The following is an 18,030-nucleotide window of genomic DNA, read 5'->3' as shown; positions in this document are numbered from 1 at the left end:
GGGGCGGAGGGCGGCGGTCAGGTCGTCGGCGAGCGGCTCAATCTCCTCCAGGTCCAGGGAAGAGACGGTCAGGCGCAGCGCGGGCGGCGCGCCGATCCGGTTGCGGGCGCCCGGCGCGCACGCCCACCCTCGGGCCAGCAGCCGGGTGATCGCGGTGGCCTCGTCGGCGACGGGGATCCACACGTTCAGACCGCTGCGGCCGTGCGCCGGTACGCCGCGCCCGGCGAGCGCCGACACCAGGCCGTCCCGGCGCCGCGCGTACGACGCCGCCACCGCCGCCGTGTCCACCGCGCCCGTCCGCCAGAGGTGCGCGACGGCGCGTTGCAGCAGGTGGCTCACCCACCCGGCGGCCAGCCGCTGCCGCCCGCGCAACCGGTCGAGCGTGACCGGGTCGCCGGTGATCAGTGCCAGCCGCAGATCGGGCCCGAACGCCTTGGCCGTGGACCGGGTGAGGATCCACCGCGTCGTGACGCCGCCCAGCGGATGCAGGGGCACTTCCACGAACCCGGAGGCGTGATCGTCCTCGATCAGCAGCACCTCCGGGTAGGCCGCCAGCAGCCCCCGCAGCGCCTCGGCCCGCGCGGCGGAGACGGCGGCGCCCGTCGGGTTCTGGGCGCGGGCGGTGATCACCACGGCCCGGACCCCGGCCTTCAGCGCCCGGCCGAGCTCCTCCGGCAGCGGCCCCTCGTCGTCCAGCCGCATCGGCACCGGGCGCAACCCCAGGACGGCGACCAGGTCGAGCAGCGCCGTCCAGCCCGGGTCCTCGACGGCGATCGCGTCACCCGGGCGCAGGTGTACGGCCAGGACGCGTTCGACCGCGTCGAGGGTGCCGGAGGTGATCGCCAGCGACCCCGGGGGCACGCCGTCCGCCCGCAACCGCTCGCCGGCCAGGGCGATGAGCTCGTCGTCGTCGCCGGTCCCGTACATGGCGGGCCGCTCCTCGTGCGCCCGGGCCGCCGCGGCGAGCGCCTCGTGCAGCGGCGGCAGCAGCCGGGGGTCGGGGTTGCCCTTGGCCAGGTCACGCGCCCCGGCGGGCACGTCGATACGGATCTCCTCGCGGAACGTGCTGGCGGGCCGGGGCCGTACCCGCGTCCCCCGCCGCCCGGCGGTCTCCACGACGCCCCGCTCGCGCAACAGCCGGTACGCGGCCGCCGCCGTCCCGGGGCTGACCCCGGCCCGCGCCGCCACCTCACGGACCGGCGGCAACATCGCCCCAGGCGGCAGCCGCCCTTCCGACACGGCGACCTCGACACCCGCGGCGATCTCACTGGCTGTCTCACCAGCGATCGTGTATGTTCCTAGCACAAAATTTATTATGTACTAATACAAAGAGGTTCGTGTGCTCATTCACCCCTGGGACGCCGCCCGCGACCACGACGAGTGGCGAAGCTGGCTGCGTACGCGCGACTTCGGCCAGATCGCGGTCAACGGTGTGGACGGCGCGGCGCCCGTGGTGGTGCCGACCCACTTCCTGTTCGACGGGGAGAGCGAAGTGGTGCTCCACCTGGCCAGGCCCAACCCGATCTGGGCGGCGCTGGAGGCCAACCCGACGGCGGTGGTGAGCGTGCACGACGACTACGCCTACATCCCGTCCGGCTGGCGCGCCGACTCCCCCGAGACCGGCGTGCCGACCAGCTATTACGCCTCCGTGCAGCTCGTCTGCCGGGCCGAGATCGTGGACGACAGGGAGGGCAAGGCGGAGATCCTGCGCCGCCAGCTCGCCCACCACCAGCCGGCCGGCGACCATGGCGAGATGTCCGCCGGCGCGGGGCCGTACCACAAGATGTTGTCGGCGATCCGCGGCCTGCGGCTGCGGGTGCTGGACGTGCGGGCCAAGTTCAAGTATGACGACCACCGGCCCGAGCTCCGGGAACGCGTCGCCGCCGGGCTCACGGAACGCGCCCTGCCCGGGGACGCCGGCGCCCTGACCCAGCAGCGCCGCCGAAGCACCACGACCACCACCTGACCCCGCGCCGGCCTTCGGCCAGGCCGGGTCACCCGCCACCTCCCTGTCTGCCAGTTGTTTCAGCCCGGCCTGAAACGACTGGTGAGAACAGTGACGGTTAGGCTGATCGCATGAGTGCGCTGGACGGCCCCGAGCGCGAGCAGGTGCTCGAATGGGTCGAGCGGGTGGCGACGTTCGTCTCCGCGGAGTGGGGGCTCGCCCCGATCACCGGCCGCGTCCTGGGCTGGCTCATGGCCTGTGACCCGCCGGAGCAGACCGCCGGCGACATCGCCGGGGCCATCGGCGCCAGCCGCGCGTCGCTGACGACGAACCTGCACCTCCTGACGTCCATCAAGCTCATCCGCCGGTTCCGCAAGCCCGGGGAGCGCAACGTCTACTACCAGATCGAGGACGACGCCTGGTCCAAGGTCATCCGGCAGCAGCTCGCCGCGTTCACCGCGTTCGACGAGCTGGCGGCCGAGGGCCTGCGGCTGGGGTGGACCGACGAGGCGCAGACCGCACGCATCCGCTCGGCCAGGACCTCCATGGCCGCCCTGGCCGAGGCGCTCGACCGGACCGCGGCCCTGCACGACTGACCCCGCACGACTGACCCCGCACGACTGACCCCGCACGAGACCCTCCCGTCGCGACCCAGCGGGCTGAAGGCAGAGGAGTCGAAGATGATCGCCAGGATCTGGCACGCCACCGCCACTCCGACCGGAGCCGAGGTCTATCAGCGTCACTTCAGCAACGCCGTCCTCCCCGAACTCCAGGGCGTCCACGGCCACCGCGGCGCCTACCTCCTCCAGCGCGCCGCCGGAGACCACATCGAGCTCCAGGTCGTCACCCTCTGGGAGTCGCTCGAAGCGATCAAGGGCTTCGCCGGGGAGAGCATCGACACAGCGGTCGTCGAGCCGGACGCCCAAGCCGCCCTCCTGACCTACGGCACCACCGTCAGCCATCACGACGTCATCATCGCCGCACCGGAACCGCCCGGCGTCCACTGACCCACAACCTGTGGATAACACCCTCAGACTGTGGATAACCTCACAACGCCGCACCCCACGACAAGGCCGCCCACCTGCCCGGCGGCGCCCGAACCGGGACGAAACTCGGCACCTCCACCCGCGCCCCCGGAGCCGTCCGGAACTACGCTCCCGCGAGCCGGCCCCCGACCCCACCGGCAGCACGTTTCCCCAGGTCAGAGGCATTTTCAGAGCACCGCAGCCCACCGTCGCACCGGCCACGGCGGCACGGCCGGGGCGTCTTTTACCACACCTCCGCAGCCCTTCATCCCACCATCGGACGACGCCGGGCCACTCCCCCGCCACCCATCCCGAGAGGCTCACCGCCCGGCAGGCACACCCTGTGGACGACCGCACGCGCCGACGTGGTGAAAGACCACGCGGCGGGGTCGCGCGACCCCGCCGCGTCATCGAAATGGGATCACCAGTTCCAGTACGACCGCGCCTCCGACTTCCACTCCTTGGGGAAGTACTGCTGGATCATGAACGCCATCCCCTTCCCCCGGGCGATGTACTGGTCGCGCTCAAGCTTCCGGACGATCGGTTTGCCGGGACTGCCGTTGTTGTCCCACCACGACTCCCACTGCTTGATGCAGGTCTGGTGGCTCAGGTACCGGTTCGAGCAGGGAGCGGGCGGCGACCAGATCTGGGTGTGCCCGAAGTCGACGACCTTGCCCGAGGACTGCTCGGTGATCGTCCCCCACGCCTTCAGGCAGTACCCCTGCGGAGGAATGTCCCACTTGACGTAGTGCTGCCGGCCAGAGGTGGCGAATGTCCGCAAATTTCCGCACTTGGCGTCACCGATCTGTTCCTTGGTGACCCTGAGGATGTAGTAGGTCCCGTTGTCCCGCCACCCGTCCAGCAGCAACCAGTCGCCACCGCGAACGAACTTCTCCGCGTAGTCCGGCGGCCAGCTCTTCGGGTCACCCCAACTGATCTCGGACGTCGTGGACGAAAGCGGCTTCCACGTCCATTGCCCGGCCGCCTGCCCGTCCGCCCAGTGCTGCCCGGCGCTGCGCTCGGCGAACCGGGAGTACTCGCCGTAGTTCTCCGCCGCCTGAGCGGGCGCGGTCATTCCCGCGAGCACCGTGGCCGCCACGGCACCCACGACGGCGACGGGCCTCATCCTCTGGATCATCACCGGCCGCACGTTACCGCCGCCCGCCAACCGCCCGGCTCAGATCGAAAATTCTCTAAGAGACGGGCGGAGGCCCCGGCGGAACCGGGACCTCCGCCACCGACCCGACCAGGTCAGCCGGGTCGCCGCATGAGCGCGAAAACCCCCCAGCCAAGATATTCACGCTGGTAACGGGCATGCCGCACCGGAGCGGTCGCGAGCTCCGCCCGCAGCTCGCCGGCCAGCTCGTCGTCGGGATGCCGATCGAGCCAGCGCCGGACGTTCAGCCACTGCGCCGCCGCGTACCTGTCCCAGCTGTCCTGATCGGCCAGGACCATCTCGACGACGTCCCAGCCGAGCTCCCCGAACCGTTCGAGCAGCCCGGGCAGGTCGCGCAGCTCGTCCTTGCGGCTCATGTGGCAGCCCTCGACGGTGGCCTGGTCCGGCGGGTCGAGCCGCCAGTACGGCTCGCCGATCAGCAGCGTCCCGCCGGGACGGAGGCTGCGTTCGAGCAGCTCGACGGTGCCCGGCACGCCGCCCCCGATCCAGGTGGCGCCGATGCAGGACGCGACGTCGACGGGCTCGTCGGAGACGTGACCGGACGCGTCACCGTGCACGAACGCGACGCGGTCGGCGACGCCCAGCTCCACGGCCCGTTCCCGGGCCGCCGCCGTGAACACGGTGCTGATGTCGACCCCGACGCCGGCCACGCCGTGGTCACGCGCCCAGGTGCACAACATCTCGCCCTTGCCGCTGGCCAGGTCGAGCATCCGGGTGCCGGCCGGCAGGTCGAGAGCACGGCCCAGGACGGCGAGCTTGTCAACGGTGATGGGATTGAGGACGCGGTGGCTGCTCTCGCGGATGGTGAAGCTACGTGGAAGGTCCACTTCTGAGGTTCCTTACGGTCGAAGACGCGATACGTACGAGAACCGGCCGGACGACACCGGCCGAACGCGCCTGGACCTTCATGAAATGCACCTCTTCACGTGGCAGGAACCTGTCGTCCGGGCGACGCTAGAGCAGCCGCCCTCCTCCCGTCCACCGGTTTTGGCGCGGCGGAACCGGCGTGCGGAACCGCGACTCCACCGCGCCGGAGCCAACCGGTCAGGATTCGAGAAGCGCCGCCTCCCGTGCCGCGCCTAGCCTGGCTGTCAACGACCCCGGAAACGACCGGTGACCCCGGCATCGAGGCCACGAAGGCCGTCCTGGCGATGAGCGCCGCTGGCCGGAACAACCGAAAACCGGACGTACCCTGCTCGGAGCTGGTCAGCGAGGGCCGGGCCCCGCGCAACAGATGGAGAAACGATGAGCATGGCCACGAGGACGGACACGCAGTCGCCGGCGCCGCACGTCGCCGACAGCCACGACCTGATCCGCGTGCACGGCGCGCGCGTGAACAACCTCAAGGACGTCAGCGTCGAGATCCCCAAGCGCCGGCTGACGGTGTTCACCGGCGTCTCCGGCTCGGGCAAGAGCTCCCTGGTGTTCGGCACGATCGCGGCGGAGTCGCAGCGGCTGATCAACGAGACGTACAGCGCGTTCGTGCAGGGCTTCATGCCCACGCTGGCGCGGCCCGAGGTCGACGTGCTCGACGGGCTGACCACCGCGATCATCGTCGACCAGCAGCGGATGGGCTCCGACCCCCGCTCCACGGTCGGCACCGCCACCGACGCCCACGCGATGCTGCGCATCCTCTTCAGCCGGCTCGGGCAGCCGCACATCGGCTCACCCCAGGCCTTCTCCTTCAACGTCCCCACGGTCCGGGCGAGCGGCGCGATCACGGTCGAACGCGGCGCCCGCAAGACCGAGAAGCAGACCTTCACCCGCATCGGCGGCATGTGCCCGCGCTGCGAAGGCCGCGGCGCGGTCACCGATCTCGACCTCACCCAGCTCTACGACGACTCCAAGTCGCTCACCGAGGGCGCGTTCACCATCCCCGGCTGGAAGTCCGACAGCTTCTGGACGGTACGCGTCTACGCCGAGTCGGGCTTCGTCGACCCCGACAAGCCGATCCGCGACTACACCAAGAAGGAGCTGCACGACTTCCTCTACAAGGAGCCGGTCAAGGTGAAGGTCGACGGCGTCAACCTCACCTACGAGGGGCTGATCCCGAAGATCCAGAAGTCGTTCCTCGCCAAGGACCGCGAGGCGATGCAGCCGCACATCCGGGCGTTCGTGGACCGGGCGGTCACCTTCACCACCTGTCCCGAGTGCAAGGGCACCCGGCTCAGCGAGGAGGCGCGCTCCTCGCTGATCAGGGGCGTCAACATCGCCGACGCCTGCGCGATGCAGATCACCGACCTCGCCGAATGGATCCGCGGCCTCGACGAGCCGTCGGTGGCGCCGCTGCTCGCCGCGCTGCTGCAGAGCCTCGACTCGTTCGTGGAGATCGGGCTGGGCTACCTCTCGCTCGACCGGCCGGCGGGCACGCTGTCGGGCGGCGAGGCGCAGCGCGTCAAGATGATCCGCCACCTCGGCTCCTCGCTCACCGACACCACGTACGTCTTCGATGAGCCCACCATCGGCCTGCACCCCCACGACATCCAGCGGATGAACAACCTGCTGCTGCGGCTGCGCGACAAGGGCAACACGGTGCTCGTCGTGGAGCACAAGCCGGAGACGATCGCGATCGCCGACCACGTCGTCGACCTCGGCCCCGGCGCCGGTACGGCGGGCGGCACCATCTGCTACGAGGGGCCCCTCGAAGGTCTGCGGGCCGCCGGCACCATCACCGGCCGCCACCTCGACGACCGGGCCTCGCTCAAGCCGTCGGTGCGCACCCCCACCGGCAAGCTGGAGATCCGCGGCGCCACCACCCACAACCTGCAGGACGTGGACGTCGACATCCCGCTCGGCGTGCTCTGCGTCGTCACCGGCGTCGCCGGCTCCGGCAAGAGCTCGCTGATCCACGGTTCCGTCCCCGCCTCGGCGGGCGTGGTCTCGGTCGACCAGGCGCCCATCCGCGGCTCCCGGCGCAGCAACCCCGCCACGTACACGGGGCTGCTCGACCCGATCCGCAAGGCGTTCGCGAAGGCCAACGGCGTGAAGCCGGCGCTGTTCAGCGCCAACTCCGAGGGCGCCTGCCCCACCTGCAACGGCGCCGGCGTCATCTACGTCGACCTGGGCATCATGGCCGGCGTCACCACTCCCTGCGAGGACTGCGAGGGCAAGCGGTTCCACGCCTCGGTGCTGGAATACCGCCTCGGGGGCCGCGACATCGCCGAGGTGCTCGCGATGCCGGTGACCGAGGCCGCGGAGTTCTTCGGCGCCGGCGAGGCGCGCACGCCGGCCGCGCACGCCATCCTCACCCGGCTCGCCGACGTCGGGCTCGGCTACCTCAGCCTCGGCCAGCCGCTCACCACGCTGTCCGGCGGCGAGCGGCAGCGGCTCAAGCTGGCCACCCACATGGCCGAGAAGGGCGGCGTCTACGTCCTGGACGAGCCGACCACCGGCCTGCACCTCGCCGACGTCGAGCAGCTGCTCGGCCTGCTCGACCGGTTGGTCGACGCGGGCAAGTCGGTCATCGTCATCGAGCACCACCAGGCGGTCATGGCGCACGCCGACTGGATCATCGACCTCGGCCCCGGCGCCGGCCACGACGGCGGCCGGATCGTCTTCGAGGGCACCCCCGCCGACCTCGTCGCCGCCCGCTCCACCCTCACCGGCGAGCACCTCGCGGCCTACGTCGGCGCCTGACGCAGCAGCCCGCGGGCCCGGCCCGCGGGCTGCTCACGTCGTCACCCGCGCCCTCCTGCCGGCCCGCCACCGGAACCGGTGAGCCGTCCGTCTTCCTCTGGTAATCCGCGTTTCCCACCTCACCCCGGCCCCGTCGCTACCATGCCGCCCCATGAAGGGACGCTTATCCAGCACGCTCGCCATCGCCATCGCCATCGCCGTCTTCCCCGCGACCACACCCGCCTCCGCCTCCGCCACCGCCCTCGCCGCACCCAAGACGTTCATGATCAGGAACGTCGGCACCACGATGTGCCTGACCTGGGGCCTGGCCCCGGTCGACAGCGGCGCGAAATACTCCCTGCGCACCTTCCACTGCCAGCCCACGGGCACCAGGGACGGCTACGTGTGGACCCGCAACTCCCGCTCGGAGCTGCGCAGCCTCTACAGCGGGAACAAGCTGTGCGTCGGCCGGCCGAACAAGGACCCTGGCCTCGTACGGATGGAGCGCTGCGGCATCGACCTCAAGAACCACCGCATCGCCTTCGTCACCGTGCAGAAGGCGTGGGGAGGCGACCGGATCGTGATCAAGTGGAAGGGCCGACCGCTCAAGTGGCAGGGCCCGGTCCAGGAGACGTGCCTGCACGCCGGCCGGCGGAACGAGGTCTTCGGCAGCCCGTGCGACCCCACGAACGGTGACCAGAACTGGACGCTCAGGCCGGCGTGATTGAATCGGCACTCTTCTGGCTAGGGAGAGTGTCATGACCGTGGACCGTGAGCGAAGTGTGGTGTTCGGCGAAGCGGTCGACCTGTACGAATCGGCCCGACCCGGATATCCCGAGCAACTCATCACCGAGGTGCTGGCGTACGCGCCCGCCGGGCCGGTGCTGGAGGTCGGGGCCGGAACGGGCAAGGCCACGGCCGCCTTCGCCGCCCGCGGGGTCGACCTGACGTGTGTCGAGCCCGACGCCAGGATGGCGGCGACGCTGGCAGCGAAGTGCCCCAGGGCAAGGGTCGAAAACGGGATATTTGAGGACTACACCCCGGACCGGCAGTTCGCCCTGCTCTACTCGGCGCAGGCCTGGCACTGGGTCGACCCGGAGCGGCGCTGGGACCTGGCCCACGCAGCCCTGGCCCCTTCGGGAGCCCTGGCCCTCTTCTGGAACCGCTACCTCGTCAACGATCCCGGCCTGCGCGCCGCCCTCGCCGAAGCCGACCACCGCCACGGCGTGACCAGCTCCAGCCTCCACCAGGAAGAGCCGGATCGCGCCGACGAATCCCAGCACCTGCTGGCCGGCGACCCCCGCTTCACCGGCCTCGACGAGCGCTCCTACTCGTGGACGGAGCGGTACACGGCCGACCGCTACCTGGACCTGGTCCGCACCATCTCCGCCTACCGAATCCTCGCCCCGGCCCTCCGGGAACCCCTGCTGCGGGAGCTGGCCGGGCTGCTGGGCGACGGCGTGGAGATGACCTTCGTCACCGACCTCAGCCTCGCCCGCCGAGCCGCTTGACCGCTCTCACCCATCGACGGAGCCGGCGGCCGGGTGAAACTCTCCCGTCGATCTCGTATGGACGTCCTCAAACGAGGGTTGCGGCCGCCCGCGTATGGAGATCTATGCAGCACAGCGCGCTGTGATCACCTTCCGTGAGGAAGCCACGATCTCGGGGGGCAAGATGTGTGAATATCCACCGTCCGCGTTCGTCCGTAGTGCGCCGGCCGACCCCCGGCGAGCCCGTGGACCCATCTGTATCGCGCTCGCGTTCGCCGTCAGCATGGCATTCAGCACCGGTCTCGGCTTCTCCGTCGGCCACGCCGTGCGGCCGGGCCACGCCGTCGCCCGCCCCGCCCCGGCGAAACGGGCTCCCACCCCGGCTGCCTCGAGCCCGGTCGCTGCCCGAACACCAACGGCCACGTCGGAACCCGCCCCGGTCCGGCAGCCGAAGCGAGCCGTGGCGCACAAGAAGAAGCGCTTGAGGCACGTCGAGATTCACCGGCCCACAGTCGTCATCAAGCAGCGTCCACAGCCTCGCGGAATCGGCGACCTGGGCAAGCGCATCCGCCGGGTCATCCACGAACGAGTGCTGAGACACCTGGACGCGCGGTTGGGCGGGTACATGCGTCGTCTGGAGCCGTGATCAGGCCAGGACCTCGTCGAGGAGCCTGGCGCGCCGCTCCAGATCGGCAACCGGAAGTGGCTCGGCCAGACCAGGGGCGAGGTCGGCGACGGCTCACCCGAGCAGCGTAATCGCCCGTGCCCGGGGTCAGGCGTCGCTCGGGAGCCTGGCCTCGCCCGCCGGCCGGCGAACCGCGATCTCGACGAGCTCACGAACCTGCGCCGCGGGAACGACGACCCCGGGCGTCCGGGCGGTCCAGCGGAGGAAGTCCTCGACGTTCAGAGCGGGCACGTCACCGAGATAGGGCCGGATGTAGACCGGCGTGTCCGGTTCGCTGCGCCAGCTGCCGGCGAGCGTACCGATGTCCACCGGGTCGTAACCCAGGACGTCCAGCAGCCGGGCGGCCTCCACCTTGGCCGGCGCGTCGTCGCCGGCGATGGGCAGGGCGCTGCGGTCCGGCGCGCCCGTGGGCCGGGCGAGGGAGACCAGCTGGTGCGGGGTGATGGTGTTGAACGCCTTGACCACCCGGGAGCCCGCGAGGTGGCGCTGCAAGAGAGCGCTGGAGGTGAGCTCGCCCGCGTCCAGCTCGGCCAGGTGACCGTCCCGCTCCGGGTAGTAGTTCGCCGTGTCCAGCACCGTCTTGTCGGCCAGCGCTTCGGCGGGGAGCAGTCCGTACGCCTTCAGCGGGATGGCCGCCACCACCAGATCCGCGGCACGCGCCGTTTCGGCCGGTGTGGCCGCTCGGGCACGCCCGCCCAGGCCGGAGACCAGATCGGCAAGCGTTTCCGGGCCTCGCGAGTTGCTCAGGACAACCTCGAGGCCCGCCGCGACGGCCAGGCGGGCAACGGAAGAACCGATCATTCCGCTGCCGATGATTCCCAGTGTTCGAGGCACGGTCTCTCCGCTTCGTTCGGGTGGATGTCGGGACAGGAGCCGGTCGTGGCGCGCAGGGGCGGAGGGAGTCCGCGCCGGTCGCGCACGGTGGCCCGGCTCGCCTGACAGCGTGGCGCCGCCGCGAGTGCCCCGGCCAGGCCCGTGGTGTGCGTACTCACGGCGTGATCACCCGCCGGATGCTCGGACGTAGGGTTGTCGCGTGGACGACCGGACCGAGCTGAGCGGGTTCCTCAAATCACGCCGTGCCCGTCTGCGCCCGGAGGACGTCGGGCTGCGCGACTACGGCGGGCCGCGCCGGGTCGCGGGCCTGCGGCGTGAGGAGCTGGCCCGGCTGGCGGGCGTGAGCATCGCCCACTACACGCGTCTGGAGCAGGGCAAGGGCGACAGCGTCTCGGACGAGGTTCTGAACGCCATCGGCGCGGCGCTGCGGCTGGACACCGACGAGCTGGCGTACCTGCACCGGATCGCCCGGCGCCCCCAGCCGTGCACGGCGACCGCGGGGTCACCGACGGTGCCTCCGAGCTTGCGCTACCTGCTGCGGTCGTTCGTGATGACGCCCGCGCTGGTGGTGGGCCGGCACACCCAGATCGTCGGCTGGAACCAGCTCGCCGTGGCGGTGTTCGGCGACTTCCCCGCGCTGCCGGAGAGCCGCCGCACGCTCTCGCACCTGCTGTTCACCGAGCCCCACCTGCGCGAGCTGCACCACACGGGTTGGGAACGGGCGGCGCGCGAGCACGTGGCGCATCTCCGCGTCCTGCACGGGCGCTATCGCGGCGACCCGGCACTCGCGGCGCACATCGACCACCTACAGGAGCTGAGCGCGGACTTCGCACGCATGTGGGCGGAACACCCGGTCGCACAGGCCCGGTCCCGGACGTACGCGCTGCGCCACCCGGTCGTGGGCGAACTGACCCTGCACGGCGAGCTCGTCAAGCTTCCCGACGAGCCGTCCTGCTACGGGCTCGAACTGTTCGCCGCCGAACCGGGCTCCGCCTCCGAACAGGCACTGCGGAAACTCGGCAGCCTGTAACAATCGCCGCGCGGGCGAAGGGCGACCGATCAGCTCACCCCACGGCCAAGTCCTCGGGGCTGGCTGCGGGCGGGAATCCCGTACTGGCCCCCCACATCTCCGCGAACCGGCCATCGTCGATGCGGAAGATCTCGAACAGCATCGGCTGCGCATCGCCCTCCGAGACAGCGATCCCCTCGACCGTCGAGCGGACGGCGGCCTTGTCGCCGTCGACCAGGATGTCCCGGGCGACGACGCGCATGCCGGGGAACCGCGCAACGAGCGTGTGCCAGGCGGCCTTGCCTGCCTCGAACCCTGTGGCGCCGAGCGGATGGCTGAAGAAGCCGGGGGTGTGCAGGTCGGCGGCCTGGTCGAACTGCCGGCTGTTGAAGCACTCGTGCATCCGGCGCACCAGAGCGCTCGCGTCCTCGCGTGTGGTCATCGGCCTGGTCTCCTCGTGACTGACGGATCGCGCCATGATGAGCGGCGCGAAGCCTAACCGGTGCGCCGCCCCGGTTAGTGCCACACTATACGGTGCGTCGCCCCGGTTATGCTGATACCGCCATGTCCGACCAACCGCCTGAGCCGCCCCCAGCGAACCCGACGGCAGCCCACGGGACCGACCGGGAGCTGCGAGCCGACGCGCGCCGCAATCGCGAGCGCGTCCTGCGGACCGCGCAGCAGCTGTTCGCCACGGAGGGGCTCGGCGTCTCGCTCGACGAGATCGCCCGCCGCGCAGGCGTCGGCCCCGGCACCGTCCACCGGCACTTCCCGGCCAAGGAAGCGCTGTATCTCGCCGTCGCGACCGACCAGCTCAGGCAACTGGTGGCGCAGGCGGAAGCCCTTGCCACGACCAGCGATCCGGCGGCCCTGTTCACGCTGCTGTCCGCGATGATGGCCGGCGGCGCCGAGAACGTGGCGGTGAAGAGCGCGCTGGTGGCCGCCGAGTTCGACCTCCGCACCGCCGCACCGGACGTCGCGGCGGACCTCACGCGCCACGTCGCAGACCTGCTGGATCGCGCGCACGCGGCCGGCACGGTACGCCCCGACCTCACCGTCGAGGAGGTGATGGCACTGGTCGCCGGCGCCTTCGCCGCGATCCGCCACGCCGGCGCCGACACCAGCCGCACGCGCTCAGCGCACATCGCCCAGCTCATCCTCGACGGGCTGCGCCCCCAGTCCAGCCAGGCACCGCATCTGGGTATCCACAACCCTGTGGACGACAACCACGGGTAAGGCCGCTCCCCGAATCGCGGACAGCGGCCTTGCCCTCAGAAAACCGGATGAGCATCAGGCACCCAGACTGGGATGATCCGGGATCATGGCCAAGGGGACGGCGCTCAAGGACCTGAAGAGGGCAAGAAGTTCCGGTGAGCCCGTGAGAGTCCGCCGTGAGATCGACGGTGCGGATCGACTCGATGCTTACGTGGCGGGCATCGGCCGCAAGTGGGTGCTGCTGCACACCATCACCGACGAACTCCGTCTCGACGGCCACGCGGCCATCCGCCTCCGCGACATCGAGCGCGCATCGCGCTCGGGCTGGAAGGGCGCGATGACGGCCCACCTTGCCATCGCCCTTCGCGGGGAGCAGTGCCGGCCTCTGCCAGACATCGACCTCGACTCCACCAAGGGCCTGATCGAAACCCTGACCACAGCGTTTCCTCTTCTAGGGGTCTACATCGAGAAGATCGACCCCCATGTCTGCTACATCGGTCGTGCCCGCGGGATCTCCCGGAAGAAGCGACTGCGTCTCCAGGAGATCGGCCCAGCGGCGGACTGGGCGCTCACGTGCCGCACGAACAGGACGAAGGACATCACCCGGTTCGACGTCGGCGGCGGGTACATCGATGCGCTCCATGCGGTCGGCGGAGATCCACCGGAATAGAACGGTGGGGCCGAACACCGGAAGGACACGCAGCGGCTCCATGAACCTTTCAGGCCACGACTCGGACGGCGCCCGCGCGGAACCCGCTCCGGCAGCAACGTCGCCGCGAGAAGACCGGAGCTCATCCGTTCGAGACGGTCGACATATGCACAGGCGGCCTCCGGACGGTGCGCCCGGGCAGCTGCCAACCCACTCGTGAAAGGGCTCTCTCGGACGTACGGTGTCGGGATGGAGCTAGCTGAGATCCGGAAATATCCGGTGAAGTCGGTTTCGGGGTGGGTGGTGGATTCGGCGGTCGTGGAGCCTTGGGGGCTGGCGGAGGACCGCCGCTGGGCCGTCGTGGACGAGCAGGGCGATATTCACTGGCTCGGGGAGAATCCCCGGCTGCTGTCCGTCGTCGCCAGTGTCACGGACGAGGACGGGCTGCTGCTCGACGCGCCGGGGCTGCCCCAGCTGAAGGTTCCCCCGGCCACCGGGGAAAGCGTTCCCGTGGGGTTCGCCGAAGTGGACAGCGTTGTGCTCGCGGACCCCGACGCGCACGCCTGGTTCACCCGGCTGCTCGGCAAACCGGCGCGCCTGGTCTGGCTCGACGACCCCAACCGCTGCGCCGTCCCGGCGTCCCACGGCGGCCTGCCCGGCGAAGTCGTCAGCCTCGCCGGGGACGCCCCCATCCTGCTCACCTCCCGCTCCTCACTGCGCCGCCTGGACGACTGGATCCTCGAAGGCGCCATGGAACGCCAGGACGACCCGCCCGCCCCCCTGGACATGGCCAGATTCCGCCCCAACCTCGTGATCGACGGCGCACCCCCGTACGCCGAGGACAGCTGGCGCGAGATCCGCATCGGCCCGGTCGCCTTCCGCGTCTCGGAACACTGCGACCGCTGCGCCGCCACCACCTACGACCCGGTCACCTTCCAGAAGGGCAAGGAACCCCTGCGCACCCTCGCCCGCCACCGCCGCTGGGACGGCAAGACCTGGTTCGGCATCCGCCTGGTCCCCCGAGGCCGAGGCGAACTACGACTCGGCGACCCGGTCACCGTCCTGGCCTGAAACCGATAGACGTCGCAGGGCTTGCCGTACCTTCTGGCGGACCGACTACACCAGGACGAAGGAGAAGCCCAGTTTCGTCCTGCGGTTCAGCGGGATATCGATCTTGACCCTGCGAGTGATCTCATGACGGCTGATGCCCAGCCCATGAGCGATGAGCCGTTCCGGACGGACCGGCACGGGATCGTAGAAGGTGACCGTGATCCGAAGGGGCCACGGACCCTCGGGAACGGGAGGTGCGTCGAGTTCCCAGCACCCGTCCCAATCGAGCGCGAACCGGTTGCGCCGGGCGATCAACGGGTCGAGGAGGGTGTCCACGACGAGGGAAGGCGAGTTGGCCGAGTAACCGGCCAGCAGGTCAGCGGGCAGTGAGCGGACGGGGACGCGATCGTGGACGGTGAGCTTGCTGGTCCGGTCACAGGAAACGCAGTTGACCAGGAGCCAGACGTCGAGCAGTTTGCCGTTGGCGTTGACGCGGAACCTGCCGTTGCCGATGGTGGCGCGGCCGGAAGGGCAGGCCACGCACCGGAGGGCGATCAGAGGCAGGCGGGTGCGCCGCACCGCCCAGGGCAGCACGATATGAGGATGTGAAGACATGATCTCTCTGAAGACCTGACGAAGAGCACGGAAAACAGAGCCGACGGCGTCGTCGGCGACCGATGCGCAGGGAAGGTGTCAGGTCTAAAGAGCAGGCGGCGTCATGCGCGCGAAGTCCTCACATAGGGGTCGTTTGCCGGTGCGAGCCGATGCTCAGCTCAGGCGGGCTCGCAGAAGGCAGAATTCGTTGCCCTCGGGGTCGGCCAGGACGTGCCAGGACTCCTCGCCGGTCTGGCCGACGTCGGCCGGGCGCGCCCCGAGCTTCAGGAGACGTTCGAGTTCGGCGTCCTGATCGCGATCGGTGGCATTGACGTCGAAGTGCAGCCGCAGACTGCCCGCCCTGGGCTCGGCAGTGGGACTGAAGACCAGAGTCGGCTGCAGTCCGCCGAACCCTTCCCGTGGCCCGATCTCCACCGCGCCGTCGTCCTCGGTGTCGAGCACGACGAAGCCCAGCACCTCGCACCAGAACGCCGCCAGCCGTTGCGGATCCCGGCAAGGGATTATCAGTTCAGAAATACGACAAGCCACGATCGGCACAGTACCGGGCATCAACCGCACGCAGCCAACCCTTAAACGGCCCAGGACCGCCACGCACCGGCACCCGGGAGCAGCGGGCCGCCCGGACGCGGGATGGACCGCAACCTGACGAAGGTAGCCGAACGATGATCTACCGGGGTGCGCGATTTACGGGACGTGGTGTGTGTCCTCGTCTTCCACCACGGCGAGAACGGCCGAACGCTCGATGGTGCCGCCGCCGGCCTTGTCCATCTCGGCACGAGAATCGAGGGCGATATCGCGGTTGTCACTCATGACCCAGATGCGATCTGGTGGCACCGTGATGTCGAACCACCTCGCCAATGCTGCCCCACGCGTAATGAACGGCTCCTTCACGAGTACGCCGTTCACCTGAAGCGCCGCTGAGGGGTTATCGCAGCATGCCACTCTGTCACCTGGCACGCCGATGACCCGGGAGAGGTAAGTGCCGCCCGCGCGGTGGGCGGTCCAGTCCTCGGGGGCTCGATAGACGATGATGTCCCCGCGGCGCGGTGTGTAGCCGCCCTCGGTGCGCCGCGCCGACACCTTCGTGCCTTGTTTGATCGTCGGCTCCATGGACTGGCTGGACCAGGTGATGGTGAGGGTGCCGAAAGCGCTGTCGACGACAGTGCAGTTGGCGGTCAGCAGAACGAGGATCAGGACTGCCGGAAGTCGACGAATCACCCGAACAGTGTCCCGTACGAGATGTGCCGCGACATCCCTCGTCGGCACGTGATCGCCTGGTCTGCGCCACAGGCCTACAGGGGCGGCTCTCCTCCTCCTCAATCGAACACACACCAGAGGAAACAGCTGCACCCCTGGCCTGGCCGCTGCCCTCAGGAGCCCTGGGCCGACAACGCCAGGGCAGCCACCGGAGACCATGCAGTCCACCGGCCAGATCGGCAACCTGCCCACGAGCGATCCGTCCCGTTCGACACCTGACCGCGCCACGACAGTTCCTCGATAGACACGGACGACATCAAACGCTCACCGCGGCAAGCCGGTGCATCCACCGTGCGATCCTGCGCTACCGGCTGCGCGGGACCGAGGAGATCGCTGTCGAGCCGTCCAGCAGGGATGACGGCGGTCGGCGCGACCGTGACACAACCATGACACGGCGCGGACGAGGCGGGGACACGGTCGGCCGACAGTGAATGGGCTGACCGGCGCCTGTTCGCAAGCGCCGGGTCCGGCCGTCTCCGTCCCGCTGAGGAAGGCTGATTGATCGTGACCGAACGCGTGCGCGTGGCTGTGCTGGCGGGTGGGCCGTCCGCCGAGCATGAGGTGTCGCTGCAGTCGGCGCAGGCTGTGCTCGACGCCCTGCCGAGGGATCTGTACGAGCCCGTCCCCGTCATCATCGACCGGCAGGGCAGGTGGCCGGTGGAGCTGCGACGCGATCTGGCGGACGTGGTCTTCCCCGTGCTGCACGGACCGTTCGGCGAGGACGGCGTCGTCCAGGGTCACCTGGAGACGCTGGGCATCCCGTACGTGGGCTGCGGCGTCATGGCCTCCGCCGTGGCCATGAACAAGGTCGCGATGCGGCGCACGTTCCTGGCGGAGGACATTCCCGTCACCCCGCACGTGTGGTTCACCGAGCACCAATGGCGCACCACCACGGACCACTGGGGTCTGGTGAAGTCGCTCGACTGGCCGATGTACGTCAAACCGGCCAACATGGGCTCCTCCATCGGCATCTCACGCGTCACCTCCATGGAGGAACTGCGCGTGGGTGTGGATCTGGCGCTCACCTACGACCGGGTGGTCGTCGTCGAGCAGGGCGTGACCGCGCGCGAGGTCATCTGCGGCGTGCTCGGCGACTACGACACGCCCGATGCTTCGGTGCCCGGCGAGCTCCTCGTGCCCGGCGACTGGCTCGACTACGAGGCCAAGTACCTCAGCCAGGCCGAGATCGCCACCATCCCCGCCGTGCTGCCGGAACGGGTGGCCGAGGACGTGCGTGAGCTGGCCCTGCGTGCCTTCCGGGCGATCGATGGCTACGGCCTGGCCCGCGTCGACTTCCTCTACGAGGAGGACACCGGCCGCCTGTACGTGCTGGAGATCAACACCATGCCCGGTTTCACCTCCCGGTCCGTCTACGCCAGGGCCTGGGCCGAAAGCGGCGTCCCGTACCCGGACCTGCTGCGCCGCCTCATCGACCTCGCGTTCGCCAGGAGCGGCTCGTGATCC

General features: G+C 70.0%; 19 protein-coding genes. 11 read left to right on the top strand and 8 right to left on the bottom strand.

Annotation, left to right across the window (positions count from 1 at the left end; translation table 11 throughout):
- On the bottom strand, positions 1 to 1,305 hold a 1,305-nt coding region (locus ACTWPW_RS16700), incomplete at its 3' end, for an aminotransferase class I/II-fold pyridoxal phosphate-dependent enzyme (RefSeq protein WP_443169191.1).
- Between the two features lie 34 nt (positions 1,306 to 1,339).
- Between ACTWPW_RS16700 and ACTWPW_RS16695 the strand changes: the two genes are divergently transcribed.
- The 3 genes from ACTWPW_RS16695 to ACTWPW_RS16685 all read left to right on the top strand — a co-directional run bounded on the left by ACTWPW_RS16695 (position 1,340) and on the right by ACTWPW_RS16685 (position 2,952).
- A complete protein-coding gene (locus ACTWPW_RS16695) occupies positions 1,340 to 1,966 on the top strand; it encodes an FMN-binding negative transcriptional regulator (protein WP_375110414.1) in 627 nt (208 codons plus the stop codon).
- A gap of 110 nt (positions 1,967 to 2,076) precedes the next feature.
- Positions 2,077 to 2,541 carry a GbsR/MarR family transcriptional regulator gene (locus tag ACTWPW_RS16690; protein ID WP_443169190.1) on the top strand — a complete coding sequence of 155 codons (465 nt, stop codon included), beginning with the start codon at positions 2,077 to 2,079 and terminating at the stop codon, positions 2,539 to 2,541.
- A gap of 84 nt (positions 2,542 to 2,625) precedes the next feature.
- Positions 2,626 to 2,952 (top strand): antibiotic biosynthesis monooxygenase family protein, encoded by a 327-nt coding sequence (locus tag ACTWPW_RS16685; RefSeq protein WP_443169189.1) that lies wholly within the window; start codon positions 2,626 to 2,628, stop codon positions 2,950 to 2,952.
- Between the two features lie 439 nt (positions 2,953 to 3,391).
- Here ACTWPW_RS16685 and ACTWPW_RS16680 read toward each other — a convergent pair whose 3' ends face one another.
- Positions 3,392 to 4,096 (bottom strand): hypothetical protein, encoded by a 705-nt coding sequence (locus ACTWPW_RS16680; RefSeq protein WP_443169188.1) that lies wholly within the window; start codon positions 4,094 to 4,096, stop codon positions 3,392 to 3,394.
- A 125-nt stretch (positions 4,097 to 4,221) separates the two neighbouring features.
- On the bottom strand, positions 4,222 to 4,974 hold the full coding sequence (locus tag ACTWPW_RS16675; RefSeq protein WP_443169187.1) for an SAM-dependent methyltransferase: 753 nt from the start codon (positions 4,972 to 4,974) through the stop codon (positions 4,222 to 4,224).
- 424 nt (positions 4,975 to 5,398) lie between these two features.
- Here ACTWPW_RS16675 and ACTWPW_RS16670 point away from each other — a divergent pair, with 424 nt between their 5' ends.
- The 3 genes from ACTWPW_RS16670 to ACTWPW_RS16660 all read left to right on the top strand — a co-directional run bounded on the left by ACTWPW_RS16670 (position 5,399) and on the right by ACTWPW_RS16660 (position 9,273).
- Positions 5,399 to 7,783 (top strand): ATP-binding cassette domain-containing protein, encoded by a 2,385-nt coding sequence (locus ACTWPW_RS16670; RefSeq protein WP_443169195.1) that lies wholly within the window; start codon positions 5,399 to 5,401, stop codon positions 7,781 to 7,783.
- Between the two features lie 151 nt (positions 7,784 to 7,934).
- Complete coding sequence (locus ACTWPW_RS16665) at positions 7,935 to 8,486, top strand: hypothetical protein (protein ID WP_375110419.1); 552 nt, start codon at positions 7,935 to 7,937, stop codon at positions 8,484 to 8,486.
- Between the two features lie 34 nt (positions 8,487 to 8,520).
- On the top strand, positions 8,521 to 9,273 hold the full coding sequence (locus ACTWPW_RS16660; protein ID WP_443169186.1) for a class I SAM-dependent methyltransferase: 753 nt from the start codon (positions 8,521 to 8,523) through the stop codon (positions 9,271 to 9,273).
- A 751-nt stretch (positions 9,274 to 10,024) separates the two neighbouring features.
- On the opposite strand, the gene ACTWPW_RS16655 is transcribed toward ACTWPW_RS16660, so the two are convergent.
- A complete protein-coding gene (locus ACTWPW_RS16655) occupies positions 10,025 to 10,771 on the bottom strand; it encodes an NADPH-dependent F420 reductase (RefSeq protein WP_443169185.1) in 747 nt (248 codons plus the stop codon).
- A gap of 199 nt (positions 10,772 to 10,970) precedes the next feature.
- On the opposite strand from ACTWPW_RS16655, the gene ACTWPW_RS16650 reads away from it, so the two are divergent.
- Complete coding sequence (locus ACTWPW_RS16650) at positions 10,971 to 11,801, top strand: helix-turn-helix domain-containing protein (RefSeq protein ID WP_375110422.1); 831 nt, start codon at positions 10,971 to 10,973, stop codon at positions 11,799 to 11,801.
- Positions 11,802 to 11,835: 34 nt separating this feature from the next.
- Here the strand turns inward: ACTWPW_RS16650 and ACTWPW_RS16645 are convergent, their stop codons facing one another.
- Complete coding sequence (locus ACTWPW_RS16645) at positions 11,836 to 12,222, bottom strand: ester cyclase (protein WP_375110423.1); 387 nt, start codon at positions 12,220 to 12,222, stop codon at positions 11,836 to 11,838.
- Positions 12,223 to 12,344: 122 nt separating this feature from the next.
- On the opposite strand from ACTWPW_RS16645, the gene ACTWPW_RS16640 reads away from it, so the two are divergent.
- The 3 genes from ACTWPW_RS16640 to ACTWPW_RS16630 all read left to right on the top strand — a co-directional run bounded on the left by ACTWPW_RS16640 (position 12,345) and on the right by ACTWPW_RS16630 (position 14,715).
- Positions 12,345 to 13,016: an SbtR family transcriptional regulator gene (locus ACTWPW_RS16640; protein ID WP_443169184.1), complete on the top strand. Its 672-nt coding sequence runs from the start codon at positions 12,345 to 12,347 to the stop codon at positions 13,014 to 13,016.
- Positions 13,017 to 13,101: 85 nt separating this feature from the next.
- The gene (locus tag ACTWPW_RS16635) at positions 13,102 to 13,665 is read left to right on the top strand and encodes a hypothetical protein (protein WP_443169183.1); all 564 of its coding nucleotides are present in this window, start codon (positions 13,102 to 13,104) and stop codon (positions 13,663 to 13,665) included.
- A gap of 228 nt (positions 13,666 to 13,893) precedes the next feature.
- Complete coding sequence (locus tag ACTWPW_RS16630; protein WP_443169182.1) at positions 13,894 to 14,715, top strand: MOSC domain-containing protein; 822 nt, start codon at positions 13,894 to 13,896, stop codon at positions 14,713 to 14,715.
- 45 nt (positions 14,716 to 14,760) lie between these two features.
- On the opposite strand, the gene ACTWPW_RS16625 is transcribed toward ACTWPW_RS16630, so the two are convergent.
- The 3 genes from ACTWPW_RS16625 to lepB form a co-directional block, all read right to left on the bottom strand.
- Positions 14,761 to 15,288, bottom strand: a complete 528-nt coding sequence (locus tag ACTWPW_RS16625) for a DUF1062 domain-containing protein (protein ID WP_443169181.1) — start codon at positions 15,286 to 15,288, stop codon at positions 14,761 to 14,763.
- Between the two features lie 174 nt (positions 15,289 to 15,462).
- Positions 15,463 to 15,837, bottom strand: coding sequence for a VOC family protein (locus ACTWPW_RS16620; RefSeq protein ID WP_375110930.1), 375 nt, complete (start codon positions 15,835 to 15,837; stop codon positions 15,463 to 15,465).
- 156 nt (positions 15,838 to 15,993) lie between these two features.
- Positions 15,994 to 16,527 carry a signal peptidase I gene (lepB, locus tag ACTWPW_RS16615; protein WP_443169180.1) on the bottom strand — a complete coding sequence of 178 codons (534 nt, stop codon included), beginning with the start codon at positions 16,525 to 16,527 and terminating at the stop codon, positions 15,994 to 15,996.
- 543 nt (positions 16,528 to 17,070) lie between these two features.
- Here lepB and ACTWPW_RS16610 point away from each other — a divergent pair.
- Positions 17,071 to 18,027, top strand: a complete 957-nt coding sequence (locus tag ACTWPW_RS16610) for a D-alanine--D-alanine ligase family protein (protein WP_443169179.1) — start codon at positions 17,071 to 17,073, stop codon at positions 18,025 to 18,027.
- The last annotated feature ends 3 nt before the right edge of the window (positions 18,028 to 18,030 follow it).

Origin of the sequence: Nonomuraea sp. KM90 (genome assembly GCF_052246675.1) — a bacterium.
GTDB lineage: Bacteria > Actinomycetota > Actinomycetes > Streptosporangiales > Streptosporangiaceae > Nonomuraea.
Note: the sequence above shows the minus strand (reverse complement) of the source record. Positions and strands in the feature narration are given on the sequence as shown.